This is a genomic window from Mesorhizobium sp. LEGMi-168a, assembly GCF_058312955.1.
Genome location: NZ_JBZEGV010000005.1, coordinates 1 through 21,691, shown reverse-complemented (window position 1 = coordinate 21,691; position 21,691 = coordinate 1). Strand labels below are relative to the sequence as shown.

24 protein-coding genes and 1 pseudogene are annotated in these 21,691 nt (G+C 64.6%); 13 read left to right on the top strand and 12 right to left on the bottom strand.

All coding sequences use genetic code 11. From position 1 onward, the window contains the following. The first annotated feature begins 20 nt into the window (after positions 1-20). From argH to lysA, 3 genes are all read left to right on the top strand, one after another. Positions 21-1,421 (top strand): argininosuccinate lyase, encoded by a 1,401-nt coding sequence (gene argH, locus AC4FWB_RS08840; RefSeq protein WP_491025610.1) that lies wholly within the window; start codon positions 21-23, stop codon positions 1,419-1,421. A gap of 73 nt (positions 1,422-1,494) precedes the next feature. Beyond that, a complete protein-coding gene (locus tag AC4FWB_RS08835) occupies positions 1,495-1,701 on the top strand; it encodes a hypothetical protein (RefSeq protein ID WP_491025609.1) in 207 nt (68 codons plus the stop codon). Between the two features lie 52 nt (positions 1,702-1,753). Next, on the top strand, positions 1,754-3,022 hold the full coding sequence (lysA, locus tag AC4FWB_RS08830) for a diaminopimelate decarboxylase (RefSeq protein ID WP_491025608.1): 1,269 nt from the start codon (positions 1,754-1,756) through the stop codon (positions 3,020-3,022). A gap of 16 nt (positions 3,023-3,038) precedes the next feature. Here lysA and AC4FWB_RS08825 read toward each other — a convergent pair whose 3' ends face one another. Continuing rightward, entirely contained in the window at positions 3,039-3,341 is a 303-nt protein-coding gene (locus AC4FWB_RS08825) for an ArsR/SmtB family transcription factor (RefSeq protein WP_491025607.1), read from the bottom strand. A 50-nt stretch (positions 3,342-3,391) separates the two neighbouring features. Here AC4FWB_RS08825 and AC4FWB_RS08820 point away from each other — a divergent pair, with 50 nt between their 5' ends. The 3 genes from AC4FWB_RS08820 to AC4FWB_RS08810 all read left to right on the top strand — a co-directional run bounded on the left by AC4FWB_RS08820 (position 3,392) and on the right by AC4FWB_RS08810 (position 7,449). Next, entirely contained in the window at positions 3,392-4,333 is a 942-nt protein-coding gene (locus AC4FWB_RS08820; RefSeq protein ID WP_491025606.1) for a threonine/serine dehydratase, read from the top strand. Between the two features lie 115 nt (positions 4,334-4,448). Further along, a complete protein-coding gene (locus AC4FWB_RS08815; RefSeq protein WP_491025605.1) occupies positions 4,449-7,058 on the top strand; it encodes a TIGR02302 family protein in 2,610 nt (869 codons plus the stop codon). 25 nt (positions 7,059-7,083) lie between these two features. Continuing rightward, positions 7,084-7,449, top strand: coding sequence for a glyoxalase superfamily protein (locus AC4FWB_RS08810; protein ID WP_491025603.1), 366 nt, complete (start codon positions 7,084-7,086; stop codon positions 7,447-7,449). A 160-nt stretch (positions 7,450-7,609) separates the two neighbouring features. Here the strand turns inward: AC4FWB_RS08810 and AC4FWB_RS08805 are convergent, their stop codons facing one another. After that, positions 7,610-8,494, bottom strand: a complete 885-nt coding sequence (locus AC4FWB_RS08805) for a LysR substrate-binding domain-containing protein (protein ID WP_491025602.1) — start codon at positions 8,492-8,494, stop codon at positions 7,610-7,612. A gap of 189 nt (positions 8,495-8,683) precedes the next feature. Between AC4FWB_RS08805 and AC4FWB_RS08800 the strand changes: the two genes are divergently transcribed. Further along, positions 8,684-9,634: a DMT family transporter gene (locus AC4FWB_RS08800; RefSeq protein ID WP_491025601.1), complete on the top strand. Its 951-nt coding sequence runs from the start codon at positions 8,684-8,686 to the stop codon at positions 9,632-9,634. A 6-nt stretch (positions 9,635-9,640) separates the two neighbouring features. Here AC4FWB_RS08800 and AC4FWB_RS08795 read toward each other — a convergent pair whose 3' ends face one another. The 3 genes from AC4FWB_RS08795 to AC4FWB_RS08785 all read right to left on the bottom strand — a co-directional run bounded on the left by AC4FWB_RS08795 (position 9,641) and on the right by AC4FWB_RS08785 (position 11,525). Then, positions 9,641-10,012: a response regulator gene (locus tag AC4FWB_RS08795; RefSeq protein ID WP_491025600.1), complete on the bottom strand. Its 372-nt coding sequence runs from the start codon at positions 10,010-10,012 to the stop codon at positions 9,641-9,643. A 76-nt stretch (positions 10,013-10,088) separates the two neighbouring features. Beyond that, positions 10,089-10,631, bottom strand: a complete 543-nt coding sequence (hpt, locus tag AC4FWB_RS08790; RefSeq protein WP_491025599.1) for a hypoxanthine phosphoribosyltransferase — start codon at positions 10,629-10,631, stop codon at positions 10,089-10,091. A gap of 249 nt (positions 10,632-10,880) precedes the next feature. Then, positions 10,881-11,525, bottom strand: a complete 645-nt coding sequence (locus AC4FWB_RS08785; protein WP_491025598.1) for a hypothetical protein — start codon at positions 11,523-11,525, stop codon at positions 10,881-10,883. A 181-nt stretch (positions 11,526-11,706) separates the two neighbouring features. Here AC4FWB_RS08785 and ftsE point away from each other — a divergent pair, with 181 nt between their 5' ends. The 3 genes from ftsE to AC4FWB_RS08770 all read left to right on the top strand — a co-directional run bounded on the left by ftsE (position 11,707) and on the right by AC4FWB_RS08770 (position 14,243). Then, entirely contained in the window at positions 11,707-12,366 is a 660-nt protein-coding gene (gene ftsE / locus AC4FWB_RS08780) for a cell division ATP-binding protein FtsE (RefSeq protein ID WP_027167480.1), read from the top strand. Continuing rightward, positions 12,359-13,348, top strand: a complete 990-nt coding sequence (locus AC4FWB_RS08775; RefSeq protein ID WP_491025594.1) for a cell division protein FtsX — start codon at positions 12,359-12,361, stop codon at positions 13,346-13,348. The genes ftsE and AC4FWB_RS08775 overlap by 8 nt, the downstream gene beginning before the upstream one ends. A 208-nt stretch (positions 13,349-13,556) precedes the next feature. Further along, positions 13,557-14,243 carry a YdcF family protein gene (locus AC4FWB_RS08770; RefSeq protein WP_491025593.1) on the top strand — a complete coding sequence of 229 codons (687 nt, stop codon included), beginning with the start codon at positions 13,557-13,559 and terminating at the stop codon, positions 14,241-14,243. A gap of 1 nt (position 14,244) precedes the next feature. On the opposite strand, the gene AC4FWB_RS08765 is transcribed toward AC4FWB_RS08770, so the two are convergent. The 3 genes from AC4FWB_RS08765 to AC4FWB_RS08755 form a co-directional block, all read right to left on the bottom strand. Continuing rightward, positions 14,245-14,871, bottom strand: a complete 627-nt coding sequence (locus tag AC4FWB_RS08765; protein ID WP_491025592.1) for a pyridoxamine 5'-phosphate oxidase family protein — start codon at positions 14,869-14,871, stop codon at positions 14,245-14,247. Positions 14,872-14,984: 113 nt separating this feature from the next. After that, entirely contained in the window at positions 14,985-15,455 is a 471-nt protein-coding gene (locus tag AC4FWB_RS08760) for a nuclear transport factor 2 family protein (protein WP_491025591.1), read from the bottom strand. A 22-nt stretch (positions 15,456-15,477) separates the two neighbouring features. Next, complete coding sequence (locus AC4FWB_RS08755) at positions 15,478-16,029, bottom strand: carboxymuconolactone decarboxylase family protein (RefSeq protein ID WP_491025590.1); 552 nt, start codon at positions 16,027-16,029, stop codon at positions 15,478-15,480. 103 nt (positions 16,030-16,132) lie between these two features. Here AC4FWB_RS08755 and AC4FWB_RS08750 point away from each other — a divergent pair, with 103 nt between their 5' ends. Further along, positions 16,133-17,035 carry a LysR family transcriptional regulator gene (locus AC4FWB_RS08750; RefSeq protein WP_491025589.1) on the top strand — a complete coding sequence of 301 codons (903 nt, stop codon included), beginning with the start codon at positions 16,133-16,135 and terminating at the stop codon, positions 17,033-17,035. A gap of 148 nt (positions 17,036-17,183) precedes the next feature. Continuing rightward, positions 17,184-17,984, top strand: a complete 801-nt coding sequence (locus AC4FWB_RS08745; protein ID WP_491025588.1) for a lysophospholipid acyltransferase family protein — start codon at positions 17,184-17,186, stop codon at positions 17,982-17,984. 1 nt (position 17,985) lies between these two features. Here AC4FWB_RS08745 and AC4FWB_RS08740 read toward each other — a convergent pair whose 3' ends face one another. The 3 genes from AC4FWB_RS08740 to AC4FWB_RS08730 form a co-directional block, all read right to left on the bottom strand. Then, complete coding sequence (locus AC4FWB_RS08740) at positions 17,986-18,606, bottom strand: LysE family translocator (protein ID WP_491025587.1); 621 nt, start codon at positions 18,604-18,606, stop codon at positions 17,986-17,988. 108 nt (positions 18,607-18,714) lie between these two features. Next, a complete protein-coding gene (locus tag AC4FWB_RS08735) occupies positions 18,715-19,662 on the bottom strand; it encodes an aldo/keto reductase (RefSeq protein WP_491025586.1) in 948 nt (315 codons plus the stop codon). Positions 19,663-19,909: 247 nt separating this feature from the next. Next, positions 19,910-20,440, bottom strand: a complete 531-nt coding sequence (locus tag AC4FWB_RS08730) for a gamma-glutamylcyclotransferase (RefSeq protein ID WP_491025585.1) — start codon at positions 20,438-20,440, stop codon at positions 19,910-19,912. Positions 20,441-20,564: 124 nt separating this feature from the next. Between AC4FWB_RS08730 and AC4FWB_RS08725 the strand changes: the two genes are divergently transcribed. Continuing rightward, positions 20,565-21,563 carry a DUF2125 domain-containing protein gene (locus AC4FWB_RS08725; RefSeq protein WP_491025583.1) on the top strand — a complete coding sequence of 333 codons (999 nt, stop codon included), beginning with the start codon at positions 20,565-20,567 and terminating at the stop codon, positions 21,561-21,563. Here AC4FWB_RS08725 and AC4FWB_RS08720 read toward each other — a convergent pair. Continuing rightward, a pseudogene (locus AC4FWB_RS08720) lies at positions 21,560-21,691 on the bottom strand (IS481 family transposase); the annotation flags it as partial. The gene AC4FWB_RS08725 and the pseudogene AC4FWB_RS08720 sit on opposite strands and share 4 nt — an antisense overlap.

Below are 21,691 nucleotides of genomic sequence, written 5' to 3'. Positions count from 1 at the left end.
CCGGAGCACGGGTTATAGCGATGAGCGACAAGAAGGCCAGCAACCAGATGTGGGGCGGACGTTTTGCCTCGGGTCCGGCCGCGATCATGGAAGCGATCAACGCGTCGATCTCCTTCGACCGCAAACTCTATGCACAGGACATTCGCGGATCGATCGCCCACAGCGAGATGCTGGCGCAAACGGGCATTATTTCGGCTGCGGATCAAGAAAAAATCGCTCACGGCCTGAACACGATCCTGAAAGAGATCGAGGCCGGCAGCTTCGAATTCTCGACCAGGCTCGAAGACATTCACATGAATGTCGAGGCGCGCCTTGCCGACCTGATCGGTTCGGCCGCCGGCCGGCTGCACACCGCCCGCTCGCGCAACGACCAGGTGGCGGTCGATCTGAGACTCTGGGTCAAGGAGGAGTGCCAGCGGGTCGCCCGGGCGCTGAAGGACCTCATCGCCGCGTTCCTCGAACGCGCCGAGGAGCATGCCGCGACGGTGATGCCCGGCTTCACCCATATGCAGGCCGCGCAACCGGTCACCTTCGGCCACCACTGCATGGCCTATGTCGAGATGTTTTCCCGCGACCTTTCGCGCGTCCGCGACGCCATCGCGCGGATGGACGAAAGCCCGCTGGGCGCAGCCGCCCTTGCCGGCACCAGCTTCGGCATCGACCGTCACATGACGGCGAAGGCGCTCGGCTTCCGCGAGCCGATGCGCAATTCGCTCGACAGCGTCTCGGACCGCGACTTCGCGCTCGAATTCTTGGGGCTCGCCGCGATCTGCGGCACGCATCTGTCGCGGCTCGCCGAGGAGATCATCATCTGGTCGACGCCGCAATTCGGTTTCGTCCGGCTGTCGGACAGCTTCTCCACCGGCTCCTCGATCATGCCGCAGAAGAAGAACCCCGACGCCGCCGAGCTGGTGCGCGGCAAGACCGGACGCATCAACGGCCACCTCGTCGGCCTGCTGACGGTGATGAAGGGCATGCCGCTGACCTATGGCAAGGACATGCAGGAGGACAAGGAATCGGTCTTCGACGCCGCCGAGACGCTCGACCTGATGCTGGCAGCGACCACCGGCATGGTGCGCGACATGACCGTGAACGCGACCGCCATGAAGAAGGCCGCCGGTGCCGGCCATGCCACCGCCACCGATCTTGCCGACTGGCTGGTGCGCAACCTCGGCCTTCCCTTCCGCGAGGCCCATCACGTCACCGGCCGTGCCGTCGCTCTTGCCGAAGAGAAGAAAGTCGGCCTGGAAAAGCTGTCGCTGGAGGACCTGCGCTCGATCCATTCGGGCATCACCGACGGCATCTTCTCGGTGCTTGCGGTGCAGAATTCGGTGAAGAGCCGCACGAGTTTCGGCGGCACCGCGCCATCCGAGGTGAAGAAGCAGATCCGCTACTGGAAAAAGCGCCTGGCCAAGGCGTAATGCCGGGATGCAATGCGCCGGAAACTCGGCTAAAAGCGGCAGCACAACAAAACAGTTTCGAACGGATGGATCGATGACCCGAGGCAGGATTTTGGTGACGCTCGCGCTGCTGACGGCGGTCGTCGCCGTCACGGCCTGCGGCAGGAGGGCCGGCCTCGATACGCCCTACGAGGCTGCCGTTCAGGCGCGCAAGGATGCGGAAAAGGCCAAGCAGCCGCTGCCGCCCGAGCCGGAGAAACCGGTCAAGGACAAGAAGTTTATTCTCGACCCCTTGCTCTAAAGCCGATGAGATCGCCCGATCTCATCGTGCTCCAACTTTCGGACCATTTCCCGTGAACCATTTCGATTACCGCGACGGTGTGCTTCACGCTGAGGACGTCGCGATCCCCGACATCGCAAAGCAGGTCGGCACGCCGTTCTACTGCTATTCGACGGCGACGCTGACCAGGCATTTCCGCGTCTTCAAGCAAGCTTTTGCCGGCCTCGACGCGCTGGTCTGTTACGCCATGAAGGCCAATTCCAACCAGGCCGTGCTGAAGACGCTGGCCAGGCAAGGCGCAGGCGCCGACGTGGTGTCGGAAGGCGAATTGCGCCGCGCTTTGGCAGCAGGCATCCCGGCCGGCAAGATCCTGTTTTCGGGCGTCGGCAAGACCGCGCGGGAAATGGATTTTGCCCTCACCGCCGGCATCCTCTGCTTCAACGTCGAATCCGAGCCGGAGCTGGAACTGCTCTCGGCGCGCGCCGCAGCAATCGGCAAGGTGGCGCCGGTTTCGCTGCGCATCAACCCGGATGTCGATGCCAAGACCCACAAGAAGATCTCGACCGGCAAGGCCGAGAACAAGTTCGGCATCCCGTGGCAGCGGGCGCGCCAGGTCTATGCCCGTGCGGCGGAGCTGCCGGGCATCAAGGTGACCGGCATCGACACCCATATCGGCAGCCAGATCACCGAGCTGCAGCCCTTCGACGACGCCTTCGCGCTGCTGGTCGAACTGGTCGGCGTGCTGCGCGCCGATGGCCATGCCATTGAGCATATCGATCTCGGCGGCGGCCTCGGCATCCCGTATCGCGTCGACAACAGCCCGCCGCCGCTGCCTGACGCCTATGCCGAGATCGTCAGGAAGCACATCACCAAGCTCGGCCTCAAGGTGATGTTCGAGCCCGGCCGGCTGATCGTCGGCAATGCCGGCATCCTGGTCTCGGAAGTGATCTATGTGAAGGAAGGCGACGCCAAGAACTTCCTCGTCGTCGACGCCGCCATGAACGACCTGATCCGGCCGACGCTCTACGACGCCTTCCACGACATCAAGCCGGTTGTGCAGCCGCCGGCCGCCACGCCGCGCATGAAGGTCGATATCGTCGGCCCTGTCTGCGAGACCGGCGATTTCATTGGCCTCGACCGCGACCTGCCCAGGCTGAAGGCCGGCGACCTCATCGCCGTCGCCACCGCCGGCGCCTATGGCGCGGTGCAGGCCGGCACCTACAACACCAGGCTCCTGGTGCCCGAAGTGCTGGTCGACGGCGACCGCTTCCATGTCGTGCGGCCGCGCCAGACCTATGACGAGATGATCGGACTGGACTCGCTGCCCGATTGGCTGAAGTAGTGCTTCCCTACTGGCGCTAAATCTTCTGCAGGAGCAGCGCCTTCGCTTCGGCGATCCTGTCCTCGTCGCGGCGATAGAATATCCATTGCTTGGTGCGCTTGGCGCTGAGCAGGCCCGCCTGGGTCAAGACGCGCATATGCTCGCTGAGCGTCGCCTGGGTGATGCCGAGCTTTTCGGCGATCAGCAGCGCGCAGACGCCGTCCTCGACCAGATCGCCATCGGCCTGGCGCGGGAAATGCGCGCGCGGATCCTTCAGCCAATCGAGGATCTGCAGCCTGCGCTCATTGGCAATCGCCTTGAAGATGTCGACCTCTTGCATTTAGCCATTTTGCTAAGTTACTAATTGATGTCAATCCCAGGGAGCCTCGCATGCTGAACAGCAGGACAATCACGCGCGAACGCATTGCCGCCGTCGAACCGCGCATCCGCCCATATGTCCGCCATACACCGGTGATGCGCGTCGACATGGCTGACTTCGGCCGGCCGGCCTTTCCGGTCGACCTGAAACTCGAATGCCTGCAGCATTCCGGCTCGTTCAAGGCGCGCGGCGCCTTCACCAACCTGCTCGAGCGGCAGGTGCCGGAAGCCGGCGTCGTCGCCGCTTCCGGCGGCAATCATGGCGCTGCCGTCGCCTACGCCGCCATGAAGCTCGGACACAAGGCCACCATCTTCGTGCCCGAGGTCAGCCCGCCGGCTAAGCTCGAACGCATCCGCGGCTATGGCGCCGAGCTGGTCGTCGGCGGCGCGCGCTACGCCGAGGCGCTGGCCGCCAGCGAGGATTTTGCCCAAAAGACCGGCGCCTTGCAGATCCATGCCTTCAACCAGGAGGAGACGCTTATCGGCCAGGGCACGCTCGGCCTCGAGATCGAGGCGGACCTGCCTGAGATCGACACGCTTCTGGTCGCCGTCGGCGGCGGCGGCCTGATCGGCGGCATCGCCGCCTGGTTCGCTGGCCGCATCCGCATCATCGCCATCGAGCCCGAGGGCGCGCCGACGCTCTACCGCGCCTTCGAGGCCGGCAAGCCGGTCGACGCGCCGGCCGAGGGCATCGCTGCCGATTCGCTGGCGCCGAAGCGTGTCGGCGAGATGATGTTCCCGATCGCTGAAGCCTTCGTCGAGCGCTCGATCCTGGTCAGCGACGGCGACATCGCGGCCGCCCAGAAAGCGCTCTGGGACCGCGTGCGAATCATCGCCGAGCCCGGCGGGGCCGCTGCCTTCGCAGCGGTGCTTTCCGGCCGCTATGCGCCGGCCTCCGGCGAGCGCGTGGCCGTCCTGGTCTGCGGTTCCAACACAAATCCCGCGAATTTCTGACCATAAACCGGGGCGAAGCTCTTCACGATTTTGGAACCCGCCTCGCCTTTGCCGTGTTTGCTGGTATTCTTCTGCTCATGAGGCTCGGGCTATCCTGCCCGGGCAGGAAGGGCCGATGACGGAACGACCCATTTCCAGCGGCGAACGCGGCCTGGCCGGGCGACTTGCCTTGAGCCGGCTGGCGACGCGGGCCTCGATGATCTTCGAGCGTGGCTGGCCGTTGCTGCTGCCGCTGGCAGTGGCCGCCGGCCTTTTCCTCAGCGTCTCGTGGCTGGGCCTGTTCCAGCTCTTGCCGGATCTGGCGCGAATCGGTCTCCTGATCCTGTTCTCCATCTCGGCGCTGGCCGCGCTCTATCCGCTGCGCTTCTTCCGCATTCCATCCACAGCCGAGGTCGACCGGCGCATCGAGGCCGCGAACGAGCTGCTGCACAGCCCCGTGCAGGTGCAGACCGACCGGCCGAGCGGCGCGGAGAGCCTTTTCTCGCAGGCACTGTGGCGCGAGCACCAGAAGCGCATGGCCGAGCGGCTCTACAGTCTCGGCGCCGACCTGCCGCGCACAAGCGTGCCGGATTACGACCGCTGGGGCCTGCGGGCCCTGGTTGGGCTGCTGTTCGTCACCGCCTTTGCCTTCTCTTTCGGCCCCTTCGGCGGCAGGATCGGCGACGGCTTCGTCGCCCGCGCCGCGCGCGATACCGTGCCGCCGCGCATCGATGCCTGGGTGACGCCGCCCGCCTATACCGGCAAGCCGCCACTGTTTTTGACCGCCGACGTCAACCAGGCCGCGCAGACCTTCAGCGTTCCGCAGGGCAGCGACGTCTCGCTGCGCGTCACCGGCGGCTCGGGCGAGGAAACGTTGAGCTATGCCGACACGAACGGCAATGCCCGCGCCATCGAGCCGGCCGCGCCGAAGGGTCTCACGCCCGACGCCGGCCAGACCGCGACCCCAGCCGCTGCCCAGCTTAAGGTGCGCCAGTTCTCCGGCAAGCTGAACTCCGATGGCACGCTGACGCTCAAGTCGGGCGAGGACGATCTCGGCCGCTGGGCGTTCGCCATCATTCCGGACAAGCCGCCGACGATCCGTTTCGTCGGCGAGCCGAAGCGCGCCGTCAACGGCGCCATCGAGCTCAACTACCAGATCGACGACGATTATGGCGCGGCCTCCGCCAAGGCTGTCTTCGAGCCGTCGGATCCGCCGCCGGCCAATGCGCATCCGCTCTATGGCCCGCCCGACATGCCGCTGACCCTGCCGCGCCGCGGCGGCAAGGCGAACACGGCCAAGACGACCAAGGACCTGACCGAGCATGTCTGGGCCGGCAGCACCATCAAGCTGCGGCTCACCGCCACCGACGATGCCGGCCACACCGCCACCAGCGAAACCAAGACGCTGGTGATGCCGGAGCGGCCGTTCTCCAATCCGCTGGCCCGCGCCGTGATCGAGCAGCGCCGGCTGCTGGCGCTCGACACCAACGCGAAGCCGCGCGTGCTCGACCTGATGGACGCGATCACGCTGCGTCCCGAGGATACCTTCGACAACATGTCGCATTATCTCGCGATCATGAGCGCGAGGAGCCGGCTGAAGCTCTCCGTGACCGACGACCAGTTGCGCAACGAGGTGGGTTATCTGTGGGAGATCGCGCTCGGCATCGAGGAAGGCAATCTATCGGCCGCCGAGCGGCGCTTGCGCCAGGCGCAGCAGGCGCTGCAGGACGCCATCAAGAACGGCGCCAGCGACGAAGAGCTCGAAAAGGCGATGAAGGAACTGCGCGAGGCGATGAACCAGTTCCTGCAGGAATTCGCCCAGCGCGCGCAGCAGAACCCAAACGCCCCGCAGATGCAGCAGAACGGCCGGGAACTGCGCCAGAGCGACATCAACCGGATGATGGACGAGATCGAGAACCTCGCCAAATCCGGTGACCGCGACCGGGCGCAGCAGCTCCTGTCGGAGTTGCAGGACATGATGAACAACCTGCAGGCCGGCCGCCAGCAGCAGGGCGGCGAGCAGGACAGCGAGATGCGCCAGCAGATGGACAAGCTGGGCGAGATCATGCGCCGTCAGCAGGAGATGATGAACGACACCTTCCGCCTCGACCAGATGCAGCGTGGCCAGCGCGGCCAGAATGGCGACCAGCAGATGGGCGAGGATGGCGAGCAGGGCCAGTCGCAGGATGGGCAGAAGCCCGGCTTCGGCGACGACCGCGACCCCCTCGCCCGGCCGAAGCCGATGACGCCGCAGGAATTCGCCGACGCGCTGAAGCAGTTGCAGGAGGGCCAGGGCCAGTTGCAGAGCGAGCTCGACAAGCTGAAGAAGGGGCTCGAAGGCATGGGCATGCAGCCCAATGAGGGCTTCGGCGAGGCCGGCAAATCCATGGGCGATGCCGAGCATGCGCTTGGCGAAGGCGAAGGCGACCAGGCGGTCGGCCATCAGGGCCGGGCGCTGGAGGCGCTGCGGCGCGGCGCCAAGGACATGATGAAGCAGATGCAGGCCATGCAGGGCGACCAGGGCGGCAGCGAGCAGGGTGGGCGTCAGCAGGATGCCGACCGCGACCCGCTCGGCCGGCCGCGCGCCACGAAGGGTCCCGACGACGGCAATTCGGTCAAGGTGCCGGACGAGATCGACGTGCAGCGCGCCCGTCAGATCCTCGAAGCGATCCGCAAGCGCCTCGGCAACGCGCTGAGCCCGGACATAGAGCGCAGCTACCTCGAACGGCTGCTCGAACTGAAATAGCTCGACCACACCATCGCGCATCACCATGCCGAAGCTTGGAACCGTCACCCCGATCCTGCGTATGTTCGACATCGCCAAGGCGCGCGAATTCTATCTCGACTTCCTCGGTTTCGAGGTCCGCCTCGAGCATCGCTTCGACGACAACGCGCCTCTTTACATGGGCATCGCCCGCGACGGCTGCGAGCTGCATTTGAGCGAGCACCACGGCGACGGCTCACCCGGCGCCAATGTCCGCATCGAGGTCGTCGGCATCGTCGACCTGCACCGCGAGTTCAAGGCCAAGCACTATCGCTTCAACAGGCCGGGCCTGGAGACGACGCCGTGGGAGACGAGGGAGGTCACGGTCATCGATCCCTTCGGCAACCGCCTGACTTTCTACGAAAGAGCTTGAGGTGCGGGGGCCTAGAGCAATTCCAGGAAAAGTGAAACGGTTGGGCTCGGCGACTTCGCCGTAGCCTTCCATTCGGAATTGCTTAAAACAAAGAGGTGGAGCGGTTCGCCGTTTTCCGTGAAACGGTGAAACGCTCCAAGGCAAATGCGACCGGCGGCCGTCAAAGACTGGCCGTTGCCTGCGCCTGCCTGGTCAGCAGGAAAGCCTCGCGGATCGCGTCCTCCATGCCGTCGATCGCTTCGCCGGCCGCCAGCGGATTGCGGTGCAGCACCACATTGGAGGAATCGATGTCGCCGAAGCCGTCGGCGGCCGTCAGCTCGCGGCAGTCGGGCGGGATGTTGCTGCGCGAGATCGGCGCGATCGCCAGGCCCGATGTGACCGCCAGCGTCAGGCCGCCATTGGTGTCGCTGGTATAGGCGACGCGATAGTCGAGGCCGCGCTGCTGCAGCGATTTGATCGCGAAATCGCGGCACCAGCCGTCGCGGCTGTAGAGCGCGATCGGCACCGGCCGCTCCTCATGCATGTGGTGCAGCGTCGATGTCACCCACACCGTCGGATCGTGCATCAGCACCTCGCCGCCGGAAAAGCCTTCCCACTCGAACACCACGGCGAGGTCGAGCTCGCCCGCCGCCAGCGCCCTCACCTGCGAGGCCGAATGGGCGTAGCGCACCGTGACCTCGACACGCGGGTGGCGTTTGGCGAATTCGCCGAGCGCCCGCGACAGGATCGAGCGGCCGTATTCTGCAGGAATCCCGATGCGCACCAGCCCGCCGAGCGGCGGCGCCACCAGCGATGCCGCCGTCTCGTCGAGCAGCGAGACGATGCGGCGGGCGTTGGCGATGAGCTCGCCGCCGCGCCGCGTCAGCGCCACCCCGCGCGAGCCGCGCTCGAACAGGCTGGCGCCGACCATGTCCTCCAGCTTTTTCATCTGCATGGAGACCGCGGATTGAGTGCGCCCGGCCTTTTCGGCGGCCTTGGTGAAATTGCCCGTCTCGGCCACCGCCACGAAGGTGCGCAGGAGGTCGCTGTCGAGGGTGGGCCTCATCGAAGTCGCCATAAGAAAGTTTGATTGCTGGCATCATTCCAATTCGTTTGCAACATGTCAAACGTCGCAGGATAGTTGCCTTACCCATTGGATATGCGGCCGCGAGATTCGGCCGCGGACCAATTCGAAAAGTCCTCACTCGTGCCCGCTGCCCGAAACGGTGGCGGGCTCTTTTTCGCTGGATCGACCATGCAGAACCGGAGGGCGCTTGGCATTCTGAGCCTCTGCGTGGGCGTCCTCGTGTTTTCGTTGCAGGACCCGCTGGTGAAGGCGGTTTCGGGCGGCTATCCGGTGACCGAAGTGATAGCGATTCGCGCCATCGTCGCGCTGCCGATCCTGATCGTCATCGTCCAGGCCGATGTCGGCCTGAAAGCGCTGCTGTCGAAGCGGGCAGGCATGCTGACGCTGCGCGCCTTCATGCAATTCAGCTCCTACACCGTCTACTATCTGGCGATCGCCGCTCTATCGCTTGCCGACGCGATTGCGCTTTACTTCATGGCGCCGCTTTTCATCATGGCGCTTGCCGGGCCCTATCTCGGAGAGCGCGTCTCCTGGCGGACGCTGACGACCGTGCTCATCGGCCTGGTCGGGGTGGTGGTGATGCTGCGTCCGGGTGCCGGATTGTTCGACTGGGCAGCACTGCTGTCGCTCGGCTCGGCATTTCTTTACGGCTCCTCGCAGCTGATGGCGCGCCGGATCGGCGATACCGAATCCTCCACCGTCATGGCCTTCTACCAGAACGGTGCCTATCTCTCAGGCGCTGTGGCGGTCGCCACGATATTCCATCTTGCCGGCGTCACCCATGCGGGCCATCCGAGCCTCGACTTCCTGGTGCGGCCATGGGTATGGCCGGCGCTGCCGGACTTCCTCAAGATGGCCGCCTGCGGCTTCGTCGCCTCCGCCGGCATGATTTTGCTGTCGCAAGCCTACCGGATGGCACCCGCCAACCGCGTCGCCACCTTCGAATATACCGGCATCCTGTGGTCGCCCCTCTGGGGCTTCCTGTTCTTCGCCGAAGTGCCGCGCATAACGACGGTGCTGGGCGCGGCGCTGATCATCGGCGCCGGATTGGTCGCGCTCAACGGCGAGCGGCGTCGAAGCGCCATGCCGGCGCTCGCGGCAACCGGCGATGCGGCGTGAAAGAAATCAGACCAAGCAGCTCAGTGCCCGGCCGACGCGGGCGCGTATCTCGGCCAGCGTGAACGGCTTCTGCATGACGTCGAGGATGATGCCGTTCAGTTCCTCGGCGCGCTCGCGCTGGTCGGCATAGCCGGTCATCAGCATGATCCTCATCGCCGGGAACTGTCTTGCCGCCGCCGTCGCCATCTCGATGCCATCCATCTCCGGCATGCGGATGTCGGACACCACGAGATCGTAGCCGCCATGCGCCTGCCGGATCAGCGCCAGACCCTGCGCGCCGTCGGCTGCGATGGTGACACTGTGCCCATCACGCTCCAGCGCGCGGGCGGCGAGGGTACGGACGGACTCATCGTCCTCGACGATCAGAAGTTTTGCCATGCCGAAATACATGGCGGGGAAACGTTGACTTTTTCTGAAAATTCGAAAGGTCGCGCGAAACCTTGTCAGCGCCGCCCTATGCGTCGCCCTTGACCATCCCGACAAACGGCAGCTCGCGAAAAGCATGCGCGACATCCATGCCGTAGCCGACGACGAAATAGTCGGGACAGTCGAAGCCGACATAGTCGGCGTTGAGCGTGGTCTGGCGGCGCATGCGCTTGTCGAGCAGCACCGCGATGGCGCAACTCCTGGCGCCGCGCGACAGCATGAGGTCGCGGGTGAAGGAAAGCGTCTTGCCGGATTCCAGTATGTCGTCGATCAAAAGCACGTCGCGGCCGGCAACCTCATTGTCGATGTCACGCAGCACCTTGACCTCGCCGCTGGTGGTGCCGGCGCCATAGCTGGAGATGAAGATGAATTCCACCTCGGGCGACAGGCCGACATCGTGCATGGCGCGGATCAGATCGGCGGCAAAGACGAACGAGCCCTTCAGGATCGAGATCACCAGCAGGTCGTGGTAGTCGCGCCCGGCGATCTCCTTGGCGAGCTCGAGATTGCGGCGGGCGATCGCCGACGCCGAAAACAGGACCTCGATGTCCTTGCCGCGCACAACTGGCATACTTTTTCCTTCAAAATCGCCTGCAACGCCGAAGGCGTGTAGGTGCGTTGAGATTCAGGTTAGGCCGAGCCGAAAATAGCGGGTTCCGAGAACCGGAGCGGAGCGTACTTTTGGGTACGTGAGCACCGGCCTACGCCGGCCGTAGCCTTAATTCAACTGCCACGCCCCTCACAAGTGCTTCGGCCGGCGAAGGCCGGAAGCGCAGGAAACCGCTGTTTGCAGGCCGGCATCACCTGAATATCGACGCACCTAGCCGGCGAAGATTACAGAGACGGTCTTCACGCCGTTTCTAGGCACATCGAGGCGGCTGGAAAAGCCGAATCTTTCGCCGGGCGCCAGCGAGCGGCTGGATGTCCCCAGCCGGTAGCGGATGACGTTGCTGGCTTTGTCGGTGACGCGTATCTCGATTGGCGGCAGCGACTCCGATCTTGCACCGTCATTGGCCGCCTCGCCGTCGACGAACAGGACGGGCTTCAGCCCCGAGGCATCGATTCGCGACGTCACGCCGGAAATGCTGAGCGCGCTTCCCGGCTGCGAAGCCGCCCAGAAGGGGCTCTGACGCACCAGGGCGTGCCCGCCCGAGACCCAGAAAGCGACGAGCGCCGCGCCCACGCCGGCGGTCCAGAAGATTGGACCGCCGCGCGAGGCCGGCCGCGCGGGCGCAACCTCTGGTTTGCGCAGCATGCCCATGCCTTCGATGGACGGCGTGGACGGTGTTTGCGGCGGTGGTGCTGCGATCGGTTCCGAACGGCCAGCGAAACGAGGCAGCACCACATAGTCGGCATCGACGATGTCGGCCGGCGCATCGAGCATGACGCGCTCCGGCGCGGCATTTGCCGCCGTGCCGGTCATGATTTCGCCGGAAACAGGGCGCGCGGTTCTATCCTCAGCCATTACGGCCCCAGTGCAATCTTCGTTTGTTTTGGGTAAACGCAAATGGTTAACGCTTCCCCACCGGAACCGCTGTGAAACGTCGAAAACGAGCCGAAATTAACCGACCATTAACCATGCCGGCCGATGGTCTTGGCAGAGAACAGGCTGGCGGAACGCCGCCTAAGGTTTCAGGTCGCCGAACGTGATCCGCTTCGAAAATGTCGGCCTCCGCTATGGCATGGGTCCGGAGATCCTCCGCGACATTTCCTTGCACATTCCGGAGCGCTCCTTTCAGTTCCTGAGCGGCCCCTCCGGCGCCGGCAAGACGACCTTGCTGCGCCTGCTCTTCATGTCGCTCAAGCCGACGCGCGGCCTGATCACCATTTTCGGCAAGGACCGTTCGCGCATCTCGCGCGGCGAGCTGCCCCTGCTCAGGCGTCGCATCGGCGTGGTGTTCCAGGATTTTCGCCTGCTCGACCACATGACCACCTATGAGAACGTCGCGCTGCCGTTGCGCGTGCGCGGGCGCGAGGAGGCAAGCTATCGCACCGACGTCACCGAGCTTCTGAAATGGGTCGGCCTCGGCGACCGCATGCATGTGCTGCCGCCGGTGCTCTCTGGCGGCGAGAAGCAGCGCGCCGCGATCGCACGCGCCCTGATCGAGCAGCCGGAGATCCTGCTTGCCGACGAGCCGACCGGCAATGTCGATCCGCCGCTGGCGCGCCGGCTGCTGCGGCTGTTCATCGAGCTCAACCGGCTTGGCACCGCCGTGGTGATCGCCACCCACGATCTCGGCCTGATGGAGCAGGTCGATGCTCGACGCATGATTCTCGCTGGCGGAAGGCTGGACGTCTATGACTGACCTTCCGGCCGATCACCTGCATGACGAAGCTGTCGAGACGACGGTGACGGTGAGGCGCGTTCAGCGCAAGATGGCGCCGATCGTGCCGGCGCAGAACATCGCCGGCCGGGCCCTGGTGCTGGTCATCGCCATCATGACCTTCCTGTCCTGCCTGACCTTCGGCGCCGTGACGCTGGTGCGCGACACAGCTTCGGTGTGGGAAAACCAGATCTCGCGCGAGGCGACGATCCAGATCAAGCCGGTCGAGGGCCTCGACATGGAAGCAGCCCTTGCGCAGGCCTCGCAGATCGCCAGCGAGTTCCCGGGCGTGAAGGGCACGAAAATCGTCGACCGCGATGCGACGGCGCGCCTTTTGGAACCATGGCTGGGAACCGGCCTCAACATCGATGAACTGCCGGTGCCGAGGCTCATCGTCGTCACCATCGACGAGGCCAGCCCGCCCGACTTCGCCGCCATGCGCGCCGCGATCACGCCCAAGCTGCCGAGCGCGGCGCTCGACGATCACCGCACCTGGGTCGACCGGCTGATCGCCATGGCGCACACGACGGTGACGATCGGCTTTGCCGTTCTGGCGCTGATATTGTCGGCGACGGTGCTGACGGTGGTGTTCGCCACGCGCGGCGCCATGGCCGGCAATGGCCACATCATCGAAGTGCTGCATTTCGTCGGCGCCGAGGCCCGCTTCATCGCGCGCGAATTCCGCTGGCATTTCCTGGTCACCGGCATGAAGGGCGCCGCCGCTGGCGGCGCGGCGGCCATTTTGGTCTTCATTGTCTTTTCCTGGTGGTCGTCGCGCAACATGGCGACGCCCGAGGCCGACCAGGCGACCGCGCTGTTCGGCAATTTCGCCATCGGTTCCACCGGCTATCTCGGCGTCGGCCTGATGGTGCTGGTGATCGGCGCGCTGACAGCGGCGACCTCGCACGCCACGGTCGTCGCCTATCTCAGCGATATCGACATCCGCCAGCCGGATGCGGGTTGATCATGATGCGATCCCCGCGGGACAAAATGAAAGCCGGCCTGAAACCGTTATATTCGGGAAGGAAAACGATCACGGAGTGGGAGCTGCCGTAACGCAATGTGCGCCGCCTTATCTATCAAAGGCCGCATTTCAGAGTTAACCATAGGATGTTTTCAGGATTAACCTGGGGATGATGGACGCGCAGGATTCGATCGGAACAGCTGGACGGATGCCAGCAGCGCTTGCGCGCGGCGCGGTGCCTGCAACGCACGGGCGTCTGAGATTTGCGCTTCGTATCTGCTCCTTCTTCGTGCTTGCCCTGCTGGCGCTTTTCGCCGGCGGCTTCGGATGGTTTGCCGACAAGGTCAGCAACATGACGACGCCGGCCAATCCGGCCAAGGCCGATGCCATCATCGTGCTTACCGGCGGCCAGTCGCGGCTCGACGCCGCCATGGATCTGCTGGCGTCGGGCAAGGGCGAGCGGCTGTTGATCAGCGGCGTTCACCCCTCGGCCAGCCGCCGCCAGCTGCAAGTGGCGATGGGCGGTGACAAGCAGCTGTTTTCCTGCTGCGTCGACATCGACCGCGCCGCGCTCGACACGATCGGCAATGCCGAGGAGAGCGCCAAATGGGTGGAAAGCCACGCCTATGGAAGCATCATCCTCGTCACCAACAATTATCACATGCCGCGCAGCCTGCTCGAGATGGGCCGGCTGCTGCATGGCGCGCGGCTCGAGCCCTACCCGGTGGTCAACACCAAACTCGGCAATGGCAATTGGCTGACCAAGCCGGAGGCGCTGCGCGTGCTGCTCACCGAATACAGCAAATATGTACTGGCGCTGGCACGCGGCGTCGTTCCGCTCCGCCCGAGCGCCGAGGGCGTCGCGATCGCCGAAGCATCCGCGGTGAAGAACTAAGCTAGACCTCTCCAGACAACTTACCGCGCAACTGTGCGATCTCCTGTTCAAGACTTTGGATACGCCGGTCGCGTTCGGCCAGCGCCGCCGCCACGTCCGCCGCCTCGAAGCGCTGCGGAATGTGCTGCGGGCAATTGGCGTCCCAGGCCGTGACGGTGAACAGGATCGCCTGCTCGGGCCGCGCCTTGTAGTCTGCCGGCATCAGCCTCGCCGTCAGCTCCGCGTCGTCCTCGACCACGCGTGCCTTGCCCCAGATCTTGATGCGCTGCCGGAGCGTGTAGTCGATCAGGAACAGGAAGGCCTGGGCGTTGTCCGCGAGATTACCCTGGGTGATGAACTGCCGGTTGCCCGAGAAATCGGCAAAGCCGATCGTGTGCTCATCGAGCATCTTGAGGAAGCCGGCCGGGCCGCCGCGGTGCTGGATGTAGGGCTGGCCCTCGGCATTGGCGGTCGCCAGGAACACGCTGGTCTGCGCCTCGATGAAGGCGGCGAGATCGGGCGTGATCGTCGCGCGCCAGCCGCCGCGCTCCTCAACGCGAGCGTAGGCTCCGCGCGAGCCCTTGCGGGACTGGATGGCCTTGACCGTAGGCGTGAAGGCGACATCGCTGGTGAAAGCATGGGCATTCATGGCAGCTTCCTCTCGAGCAATTCCAGGAAAAGTGCGGAACGGTTTTCCATCCGGAATTGCGTCAAAACAAAGAGATAGAGCGGTCCTGTGTTTCCTTGAAACGAAGAACCGCTCTAAAGGCCGAGCCCCGAAAGCGACGGGTGATCGTCGGGCCTGCGGCCGAGTGGCCAGTGATATTTGCGGTCGGCCTCACTGATCGGCAGATCGTTGATGCTGGCGACACGCAGCCGCATCAGCCCATGCTCGTCGAATTCCCAGTTCTCATTGCCGTAGCTGCGAAACCACGAGCCGCTGTCATCGTGCCATTCATAGGCAAAGCGCACGGCGATACGATTGCCGTGAAAGGCCCAGACCTCCTTGATGAGCCTGTAGTCCAATTCGCGGCTCCACTTGCGTGTGAGAAAAGCCTGGATCGCATCGCGCCCCTGCAGGAACTCGGAGCGGTTTCGCCAGCGGCTGTCCGCCGTGTAAGCGAGCGCGACCCGCGCCGGGTCTCGGGAGTTCCATGCATCCTCGGCCATGCGTGCCTTCTGCGCGGCTGTCTCGGCGTTGAACGGTGGGAGCGGCGGGCGGCTTTCGGACATGGGCATTCCTCTTATGACGGATTCAGGCCGCCTGACGGGCGCGAACAACCGGAAAGTCGACCTCCGTGCCAGCGATCTCATTGATATAATTGGTCCAGACGTTGAGGGCGACATGCTGCACGATCTCGATGATCTGCGCATCGTCATAGCCGGCCCGCCTCACCGCCTCGACATCCCCTTCGACGACATGGCCCCGGTCGCGAGCGATCTTGGCTGCGAAACGAACGGCCGCCGCGGCCTTTGGGTCGCTGGAGGTTCCGGCACGGTTGGCGACCATTTCCGCATCATCCAGGCGGGCAAGGTTCTTGCCGAGATAGGTGTGGGCGGAGAGGCAGTAGGTGCAGCCGTTGATCTCCGCGACAGCCAATGCGATGCGCTCCCGCGTGGGCGGTGGCAGGCGCCCTTTGGCCAGTGCCGCCGACATGGCAAGATAGCCCTCTAACGCCGCCGGACTGTTGGAGACCAGCCGAAACAGATTCGGCGCGACACCAAGCTGCTTCTCGACGGCCTTGAGCATTGGCTGCGAGGCCTCGGGAGCGGCGGCAATGGTCTCGGGCGTGGGGATGCGGGGCATGGACATTCCTTTCAAATTGAATACCCACGCAACATGCATTCTTCCGCTGGTTATCTGAAGGTGGCATATTTGCAACTTATTATTCCACTTTCTGGAAGAATGAATGGATCGCCTCGACGCCATGTCCTTGTTCGTCGCCACCGTGGAGGCCGGCAGCCTTTCCGCAGCGTCGCGACGCGTCGGCCTGCCACTGGCGACGGTCAGCCGCAGGCTTTCGGACTTGGAAAGGCATCTCAAGACGCGCCTGCTCAACCGTTCGACGCGGCGCCTCGCTCTGACGGACGCTGGCCAATCCTATCTGGCGGCCTGCCGCCGCATCTTGGATGAGGTAAGCGAGGCCGAGCGCGCGGCCGCGGGCGAATATTTGAGCCCGACCGGCGAGCTGGTCATCACCGCGCCCGTCGTCTTCGGGCGCCTGCATGTGCTGCCCGTTGTCACCGCCTTCCTTGCCGCCTATCCCGATGTCGACATCCGCCTGACGCTGTCCGACCGGATCACCCAATTGGTCGAGGAGCATATCGACCTTGCCATCCGCATCGGTGAGCTGCCGGATTCGGCTATGATCGCAACGCGCGTCGGCGCGATCCGCCGCATCGTCTGCGCAAGCCCGGCCTATCTCGCCGAGCGCGGCACGCCACTTGAACCGCGCGATCTCGCCGGCCACAATTGCATCACCTTCGAAGGGCTTGCCGCTCCGACGACATGGAGCTTCGGCACGGACAAGAACGAAACTAGGGTTCCGGTCCGCTCGCGGCTGCAGGTCAACACCGCCGAGGCGGCAATCGATGCCGCGATCGCCGGCCTCGGCCTGACGAAGGTGTTATCCTATCAGGCGGACGCCGCGGTGCGCGCGGGCGCGCTTCGCGTGGTGCTCGAGCCGTTCGAGCCGCCGCCCTGGCCGGTCAGCCTCGTGCATGCCGGTCAGGGCCTGCTGCCGGTGAAGCTGCGCGCCTTCCTCGATTTCGCCGCGCCGCGGCTGAAGGAGCGGCTGGCGCGGTCGCTTTAAAGCAATTCCGGGAAAAGTGTGAAGCGGTTTGCCGTCCGGAATTGCGGCGAACAAGAGAGGGAGCGGCGGGGTTCAACCACAGCGCCGTTTCCTTTTTGCCCACGCTTGGTGTAACCAACGCACACCTCCACACCGGGCTCTTTCCCGCATGCTCACTATCCGCTCGCTGGCGTTCAACCTCGCCTTCTATCTCAGCCTGATCGTTCAGATGATCTTCTGGACGCCCTATTATTTCCTGTCGCCGCGCCACCGCGCCTGGTTCGTGCCGAAATTCTGGTCGCGCACCTCGATGTGGCTCTACGAAAAGATCGCCGGCACCAGGAACGAGATCACGGGGATCGAGAACCTCCCCGAAGGGTCCTTCATCCTGGCGCCCAAGCATCAGTCGTTCTGGGATGCGATCGCCTTCTTCCCCTACCTCAAGGACCCGCTCTACATCCTGAAGCGGGAGCTGACCTGGATCCCCTTCTTCGGCTGGTACATCATGAAGATGCGCATGATACCGGTCGATCGCGGCAGCCGCTCCAAGGCGCTGAAAGCGGTGGTCGCCGCCACCAGGCAGGAGATTGCGCGCAATCCCCGCCAGCTCATCATCTATCCGGAAGGCACCCGCCGCCCGCCGGGCGCCGAGCCGTCCTACAAATACGGCATCGTCGAGCTCTACACCCAGCTTGGCATTCCCGTGGTGCCGGTCGCCCATGTCGCCGGCCTCTACTGGCCGCGCCGCAAGTTCATGCGCTATCCCGGCACCATCAAGGCCCGCTTCCTGCCGCCGATCCCGCCTGGCCTCGACAAGGAGGAATTCATGCAGCGGCTGATCGGCGAGACCGAAGCAGCCTGCGATCAGCTTTTGATCGAAGCCGCGCGCGCGCCGAACCCGCCGCCCATGCCGCCGACGGCGATCAAGCGGCTGGCGGAGCTTGGCGCGGCGGCACAGGCTAAGGCCTGACTCACCGCAGCGCCGCCAAGGCGGTGGTCAGCACCAGCGTCGCCGCGAAAACCAGGTTGATGACCCGCGACGCCGACGGATTGCGCAGCAGCCGCGCGAAAATCGTTCCGGCGAAAAGCCAGAGCACATGGATGGCGACGATCATCGCGGCAAGCACCAGCAGCTTGGTCGAAAGCCCCAGCTCATCGACCTTTGACGACGCGCCGACGAACACGGCGCCGATCGCCACATAGGCTTTCGGATTGGCGACGGCGAGCATGAAGCCGCCGAGAAAGGTGGGGCGCGCCGCCTCGTTTCCGCCTTCGGCAAGCGGCGGCGCTGTCGCTATTTCGAAAGCGAGATAGAGAATGTAGGCGGCCGAAGCGATGGTCAGCAGGGACGCCAGCCCCGGCATCGAGGCGAGCACGCCGACCAGGCCGGCGGCCACCACCAGAAGCACGGCGATCGTGCCAAGCACGACGCCCGAAGTGTAGCGCATTGAAGGGCGCAGGCCGAAGGCTGCGCCGAAAGCCGTGACGCTGATTGTCGCCGGGCCCGGACTGCCCATGACGACAGTCGCAACAATAATCAGGGCCAGCAATTGCTGCCAGGGCTGACCTCCAGACAGAACGTCTCCGGCCATGCCGAACCCCAATCCCTACCGCGTTACGGCAGGAATTATCGCGCGGTTCCCGCAAAGGTCTTGGACGATCGTGCGCGGTCAGCCTCGCGCGACCGCTTTCGACAAACGCTAAGCGCTGGCCCGGTCGAGCGCGGCGATATCGTCGGCGGAAAGTTTCAGCGATGCGGCGCGGATCAGGCTGTCCATCTGGGCGGGCGTCGTGGCGCTGGCGATCGGCGCCGTGACACCCGGTCGCGCCATGATCCAGGCAAGCGCGACTTCCGCCTGCTTGGCGGAATGGCGCCCGGCCGCGGCATCGAGCGCGGCGAGGATGCGCATGCCGCGCTCGTTGAGATACTCGGCCACGTCTTCGCCGCGCTCGCTCTGGCCGAGATCGGCCTTGGAGCGATATTTGCCGCTCAGGAAACCCTTGGCCAGGCTGAAATAGGTGATGACGCCGAGGCCCTCCGTCTTGCAGAGGTCGAGCAGCGGCCCATCCAGCGAAGAGCGGTCGTACAGATTGTATTCAGGCTGCAGAACCTCATAACGCGGCAGGCTGCGCAGGCTGGCGACATCGAGGGCTGCCCGCAATTGCCCGGCATCGAGATTGGAACAGCCCGGATAGCGGATCTTGCCCTTCTCGAGCAGGCGCTGATAGGCGCCGAGCGTTTCCTCGTAAGGCGTGGCCGGGTCCGGCCAATGCGACAGATAGAGGTCGATGACATCGGTCTGCAGCCGTTTGAGCGATTGATCGACGGCTTTCTCGATATAGGCCGCCGACAGGTCCCGCCTGCCCTGCCCCATGTCGGAGCCGACTTTGGTGATGACAACTATTTTGTCGCGATTGCCGCGGCTCTTCATCCAGTTGCCGATGATGGTCTCGGATTCGCCACCCTTGTTGCCCGGTGCCCAGCGCGAATAGGCGTCCGCCGTGTCGACGGCGTTGAAGCCCGCCTCGGCAAAGCGGTCGAGCAGGTCGAAGGAGGTCTTCTCGTCGGCGGTCCAGCCGAAGACATTGCCGCCCAGAACCAGCGGCGCGATGGAAAGGTCGGTGCGACCGAGACGGCGTTTCTGCAAGATTGATCTCCGTGATGCTGGGATGGGCCTCGACGCCGCCCAAGGATGGATGCCGAGATGGATTGCGGTTAAGCTAGGTCGTGCCTCACCAAGGTCAAAGGCATGGTTTTGCTTTTTGATCGGGCCAGAGCAATTCCAGCAAAAGCGCACAGTTAGGCTCGGCGACTTAGCCGTAGCCTTGCGTCCGGGATTGCGTAAAAAAGAGAGGGAGCATTGGAGGCGATCCCGTTTTCGCCGGAAATGCTTTTCAGGAAGGCGCGACCTGGAGCCCCACCTCTTCCAGCCAATGGTCGCGGATGCCGAGCGCCTTCAGGTGCTCCACCGTGCTGAGCACATAGTCCTCGTTCCTGCCCGACTGGCCGACCGCGCCGCGAACAACCGCCGCGGCATGGCCGGCGTCGAGCCCTCCGGCATATTGCTCATGCGCGCGGTCGACGATGTAGGCGACCGCTTCCACCGTTCTGTCCCCTCCGGCCCCGTCGAGCCGGACGTCGAGCAAGCGCTCGAGATAGACGTTTGTTACCAGCTCGCGCTCGCGCAGATAGGAAAGCACCTCGTCCCGCAAATCGCCGGGCACGCGAAAGGCAAGGCCGATGCAGGAACCGCCACGATCGAGACCGAGCACAAGGCCCGGCCTCTCACGCGTGCCGCGATGCACGAAGGAATGGACGCAGAGCGACCGGCGATAGCCGTAAAGACGGGCGCGCCGCGTCTCGACATGTGCGAATCCGGGACGCCAGATCAGCGACCCATAGCCAAAAACCCAAAAATCGCCCATATCGCCAAGCCTGATCGCACTCGAGTGAAGACATCGCACCGGTAAGGTGTTTCTTCTGTCCCCGCTTGTTGTGCGTAAGAACAACAGCCCGCTCGCCGCACGAGGGGTTAACGAGAGCCGCAGCATGACGTCAAGTGACGAGCGATCGCGCAAACCTCGCCGCCGGCTGTTCTGGCTTGCCGCATTCATTGTCGTGTTGTTCGCGCTCTACAGCGCCGGCTGGTTCTATCTCGCCGGCCGCCTCAAGACGGAGGCCGACCAGGCGGTGGCCAAACTCGGCACCAAAGGCATCGCCGCCGGCTGCGCCAACCTTGCCGTCAGCGGCTATCCGCTGAGCTTTGCCGTTTCCTGCGACAGCCTGGCCTATCAGGACGATGCCAAAAACATCGCCGCCTCCACCGGCAACTTCAATGCGGTCGCTGAGATCACGCAGCCTTTGTCGCCGGTGGCCGACGTGCGGGGCCCGCTCAGAACCTCGGCGCCGGGCATGCCGCCGCTTTGGATCGACTGGGACAAGCTGAACGCGACGGTCAAACTGTCCTGGCCGCTGCCCAGGCGCGTGTCGCTGCAGGCTGAAGGCCTGTCAGGCCAGACCGACCCGGCCGACGATTCCGATCCGGCCGAATTGTTCTACGCGGCAAACGCGGCCGGGCAACTGGCGCCCAAGGACCAGGACGTCGTCTATACCGGCAGCTTCAGCGATCTTGAAATCGATGCCGACGCGATCGGCGGCCGCGTGCTGCCGGCGCTCGATGGCGACGGCGAGGCGACGCTGAAGAACGGTGTCGCGCTGATCGCAGCGCCGCCGAAAAGCCTGCGCGGCCAGTCGGTCGACATCGCCAAGCTCGACCTGTCGTCGGGAACGGCGCGCGTGACGGTGTCCGGACCGATCTCGGTCGACGCGGACGGCCTGATCGATGCCAATCTGACGATCAAGCTCAAGGATCCGAAGGCGGTGGCCGCCATCCTCGCCGGCGCCGTTCCCGAGCACAAAAACGAGATCGAGCAGGGCTTTGCCGGCCTGGCGATGCTCGGCAACGAGCCATCCATGCCGCTCAAGATCGTCAAGGGCAAGGCTTCGCTCGGCTTCATCCCGCTCGGCAAGATCAAGCCGGTGGACTAGCTGTGGAGCCTCAACAGGTTGTCCTCGGACAATGCGAGGCGACTGATGGGTGTTTTGGATTTTAGGCCGCCATGCGGGCGATGCCAATTGTAGCGATGCATCCAAACGGGCAACTCGGCAGCTCGGTG

Coding starts and splice junctions, on each gene's coding strand:
- argH (WP_491025610.1), top strand. CDS start 21: ATGAGCGACAAGAAGGCCAGCAACCAGATGTGGGGCGGACGTTTTGCC.
- AC4FWB_RS08835 (WP_491025609.1), top strand. CDS start 1,495: ATGACCCGAGGCAGGATTTTGGTGACGCTCGCGCTGCTGACGGCGGTC.
- AC4FWB_RS08825 (WP_491025607.1), bottom strand. CDS start 3,341: ATGCAAGAGGTCGACATCTTCAAGGCGATTGCCAATGAGCGCAGGCTG.
- AC4FWB_RS08820 (WP_491025606.1), top strand. CDS start 3,392: ATGCTGAACAGCAGGACAATCACGCGCGAACGCATTGCCGCCGTCGAA.
- AC4FWB_RS08815 (WP_491025605.1), top strand. CDS start 4,449: ATGACGGAACGACCCATTTCCAGCGGCGAACGCGGCCTGGCCGGGCGA.
- AC4FWB_RS08810 (WP_491025603.1), top strand. CDS start 7,084: ATGCCGAAGCTTGGAACCGTCACCCCGATCCTGCGTATGTTCGACATC.
- AC4FWB_RS08805 (WP_491025602.1), bottom strand. CDS start 8,494: ATGAGGCCCACCCTCGACAGCGACCTCCTGCGCACCTTCGTGGCGGTG.
- AC4FWB_RS08800 (WP_491025601.1), top strand. CDS start 8,684: ATGCAGAACCGGAGGGCGCTTGGCATTCTGAGCCTCTGCGTGGGCGTC.
- AC4FWB_RS08795 (WP_491025600.1), bottom strand. CDS start 10,012: ATGGCAAAACTTCTGATCGTCGAGGACGATGAGTCCGTCCGTACCCTC.
- hpt (WP_491025599.1), bottom strand. CDS start 10,631: ATGCCAGTTGTGCGCGGCAAGGACATCGAGGTCCTGTTTTCGGCGTCG.
- AC4FWB_RS08785 (WP_491025598.1), bottom strand. CDS start 11,525: ATGGCTGAGGATAGAACCGCGCGCCCTGTTTCCGGCGAAATCATGACC.
- AC4FWB_RS08775 (WP_491025594.1), top strand. CDS start 12,359: ATGACTGACCTTCCGGCCGATCACCTGCATGACGAAGCTGTCGAGACG.
- AC4FWB_RS08770 (WP_491025593.1), top strand. CDS start 13,557: ATGCCAGCAGCGCTTGCGCGCGGCGCGGTGCCTGCAACGCACGGGCGT.
- AC4FWB_RS08765 (WP_491025592.1), bottom strand. CDS start 14,871: ATGAATGCCCATGCTTTCACCAGCGATGTCGCCTTCACGCCTACGGTC.
- AC4FWB_RS08760 (WP_491025591.1), bottom strand. CDS start 15,455: ATGTCCGAAAGCCGCCCGCCGCTCCCACCGTTCAACGCCGAGACAGCC.
- AC4FWB_RS08755 (WP_491025590.1), bottom strand. CDS start 16,029: ATGCCCCGCATCCCCACGCCCGAGACCATTGCCGCCGCTCCCGAGGCC.
- AC4FWB_RS08750 (WP_491025589.1), top strand. CDS start 16,133: ATGGATCGCCTCGACGCCATGTCCTTGTTCGTCGCCACCGTGGAGGCC.
- AC4FWB_RS08745 (WP_491025588.1), top strand. CDS start 17,184: ATGCTCACTATCCGCTCGCTGGCGTTCAACCTCGCCTTCTATCTCAGC.
- AC4FWB_RS08740 (WP_491025587.1), bottom strand. CDS start 18,606: ATGGCCGGAGACGTTCTGTCTGGAGGTCAGCCCTGGCAGCAATTGCTG.
- AC4FWB_RS08730 (WP_491025585.1), bottom strand. CDS start 20,440: ATGGGCGATTTTTGGGTTTTTGGCTATGGGTCGCTGATCTGGCGTCCC.
- AC4FWB_RS08725 (WP_491025583.1), top strand. CDS start 20,565: ATGACGTCAAGTGACGAGCGATCGCGCAAACCTCGCCGCCGGCTGTTC.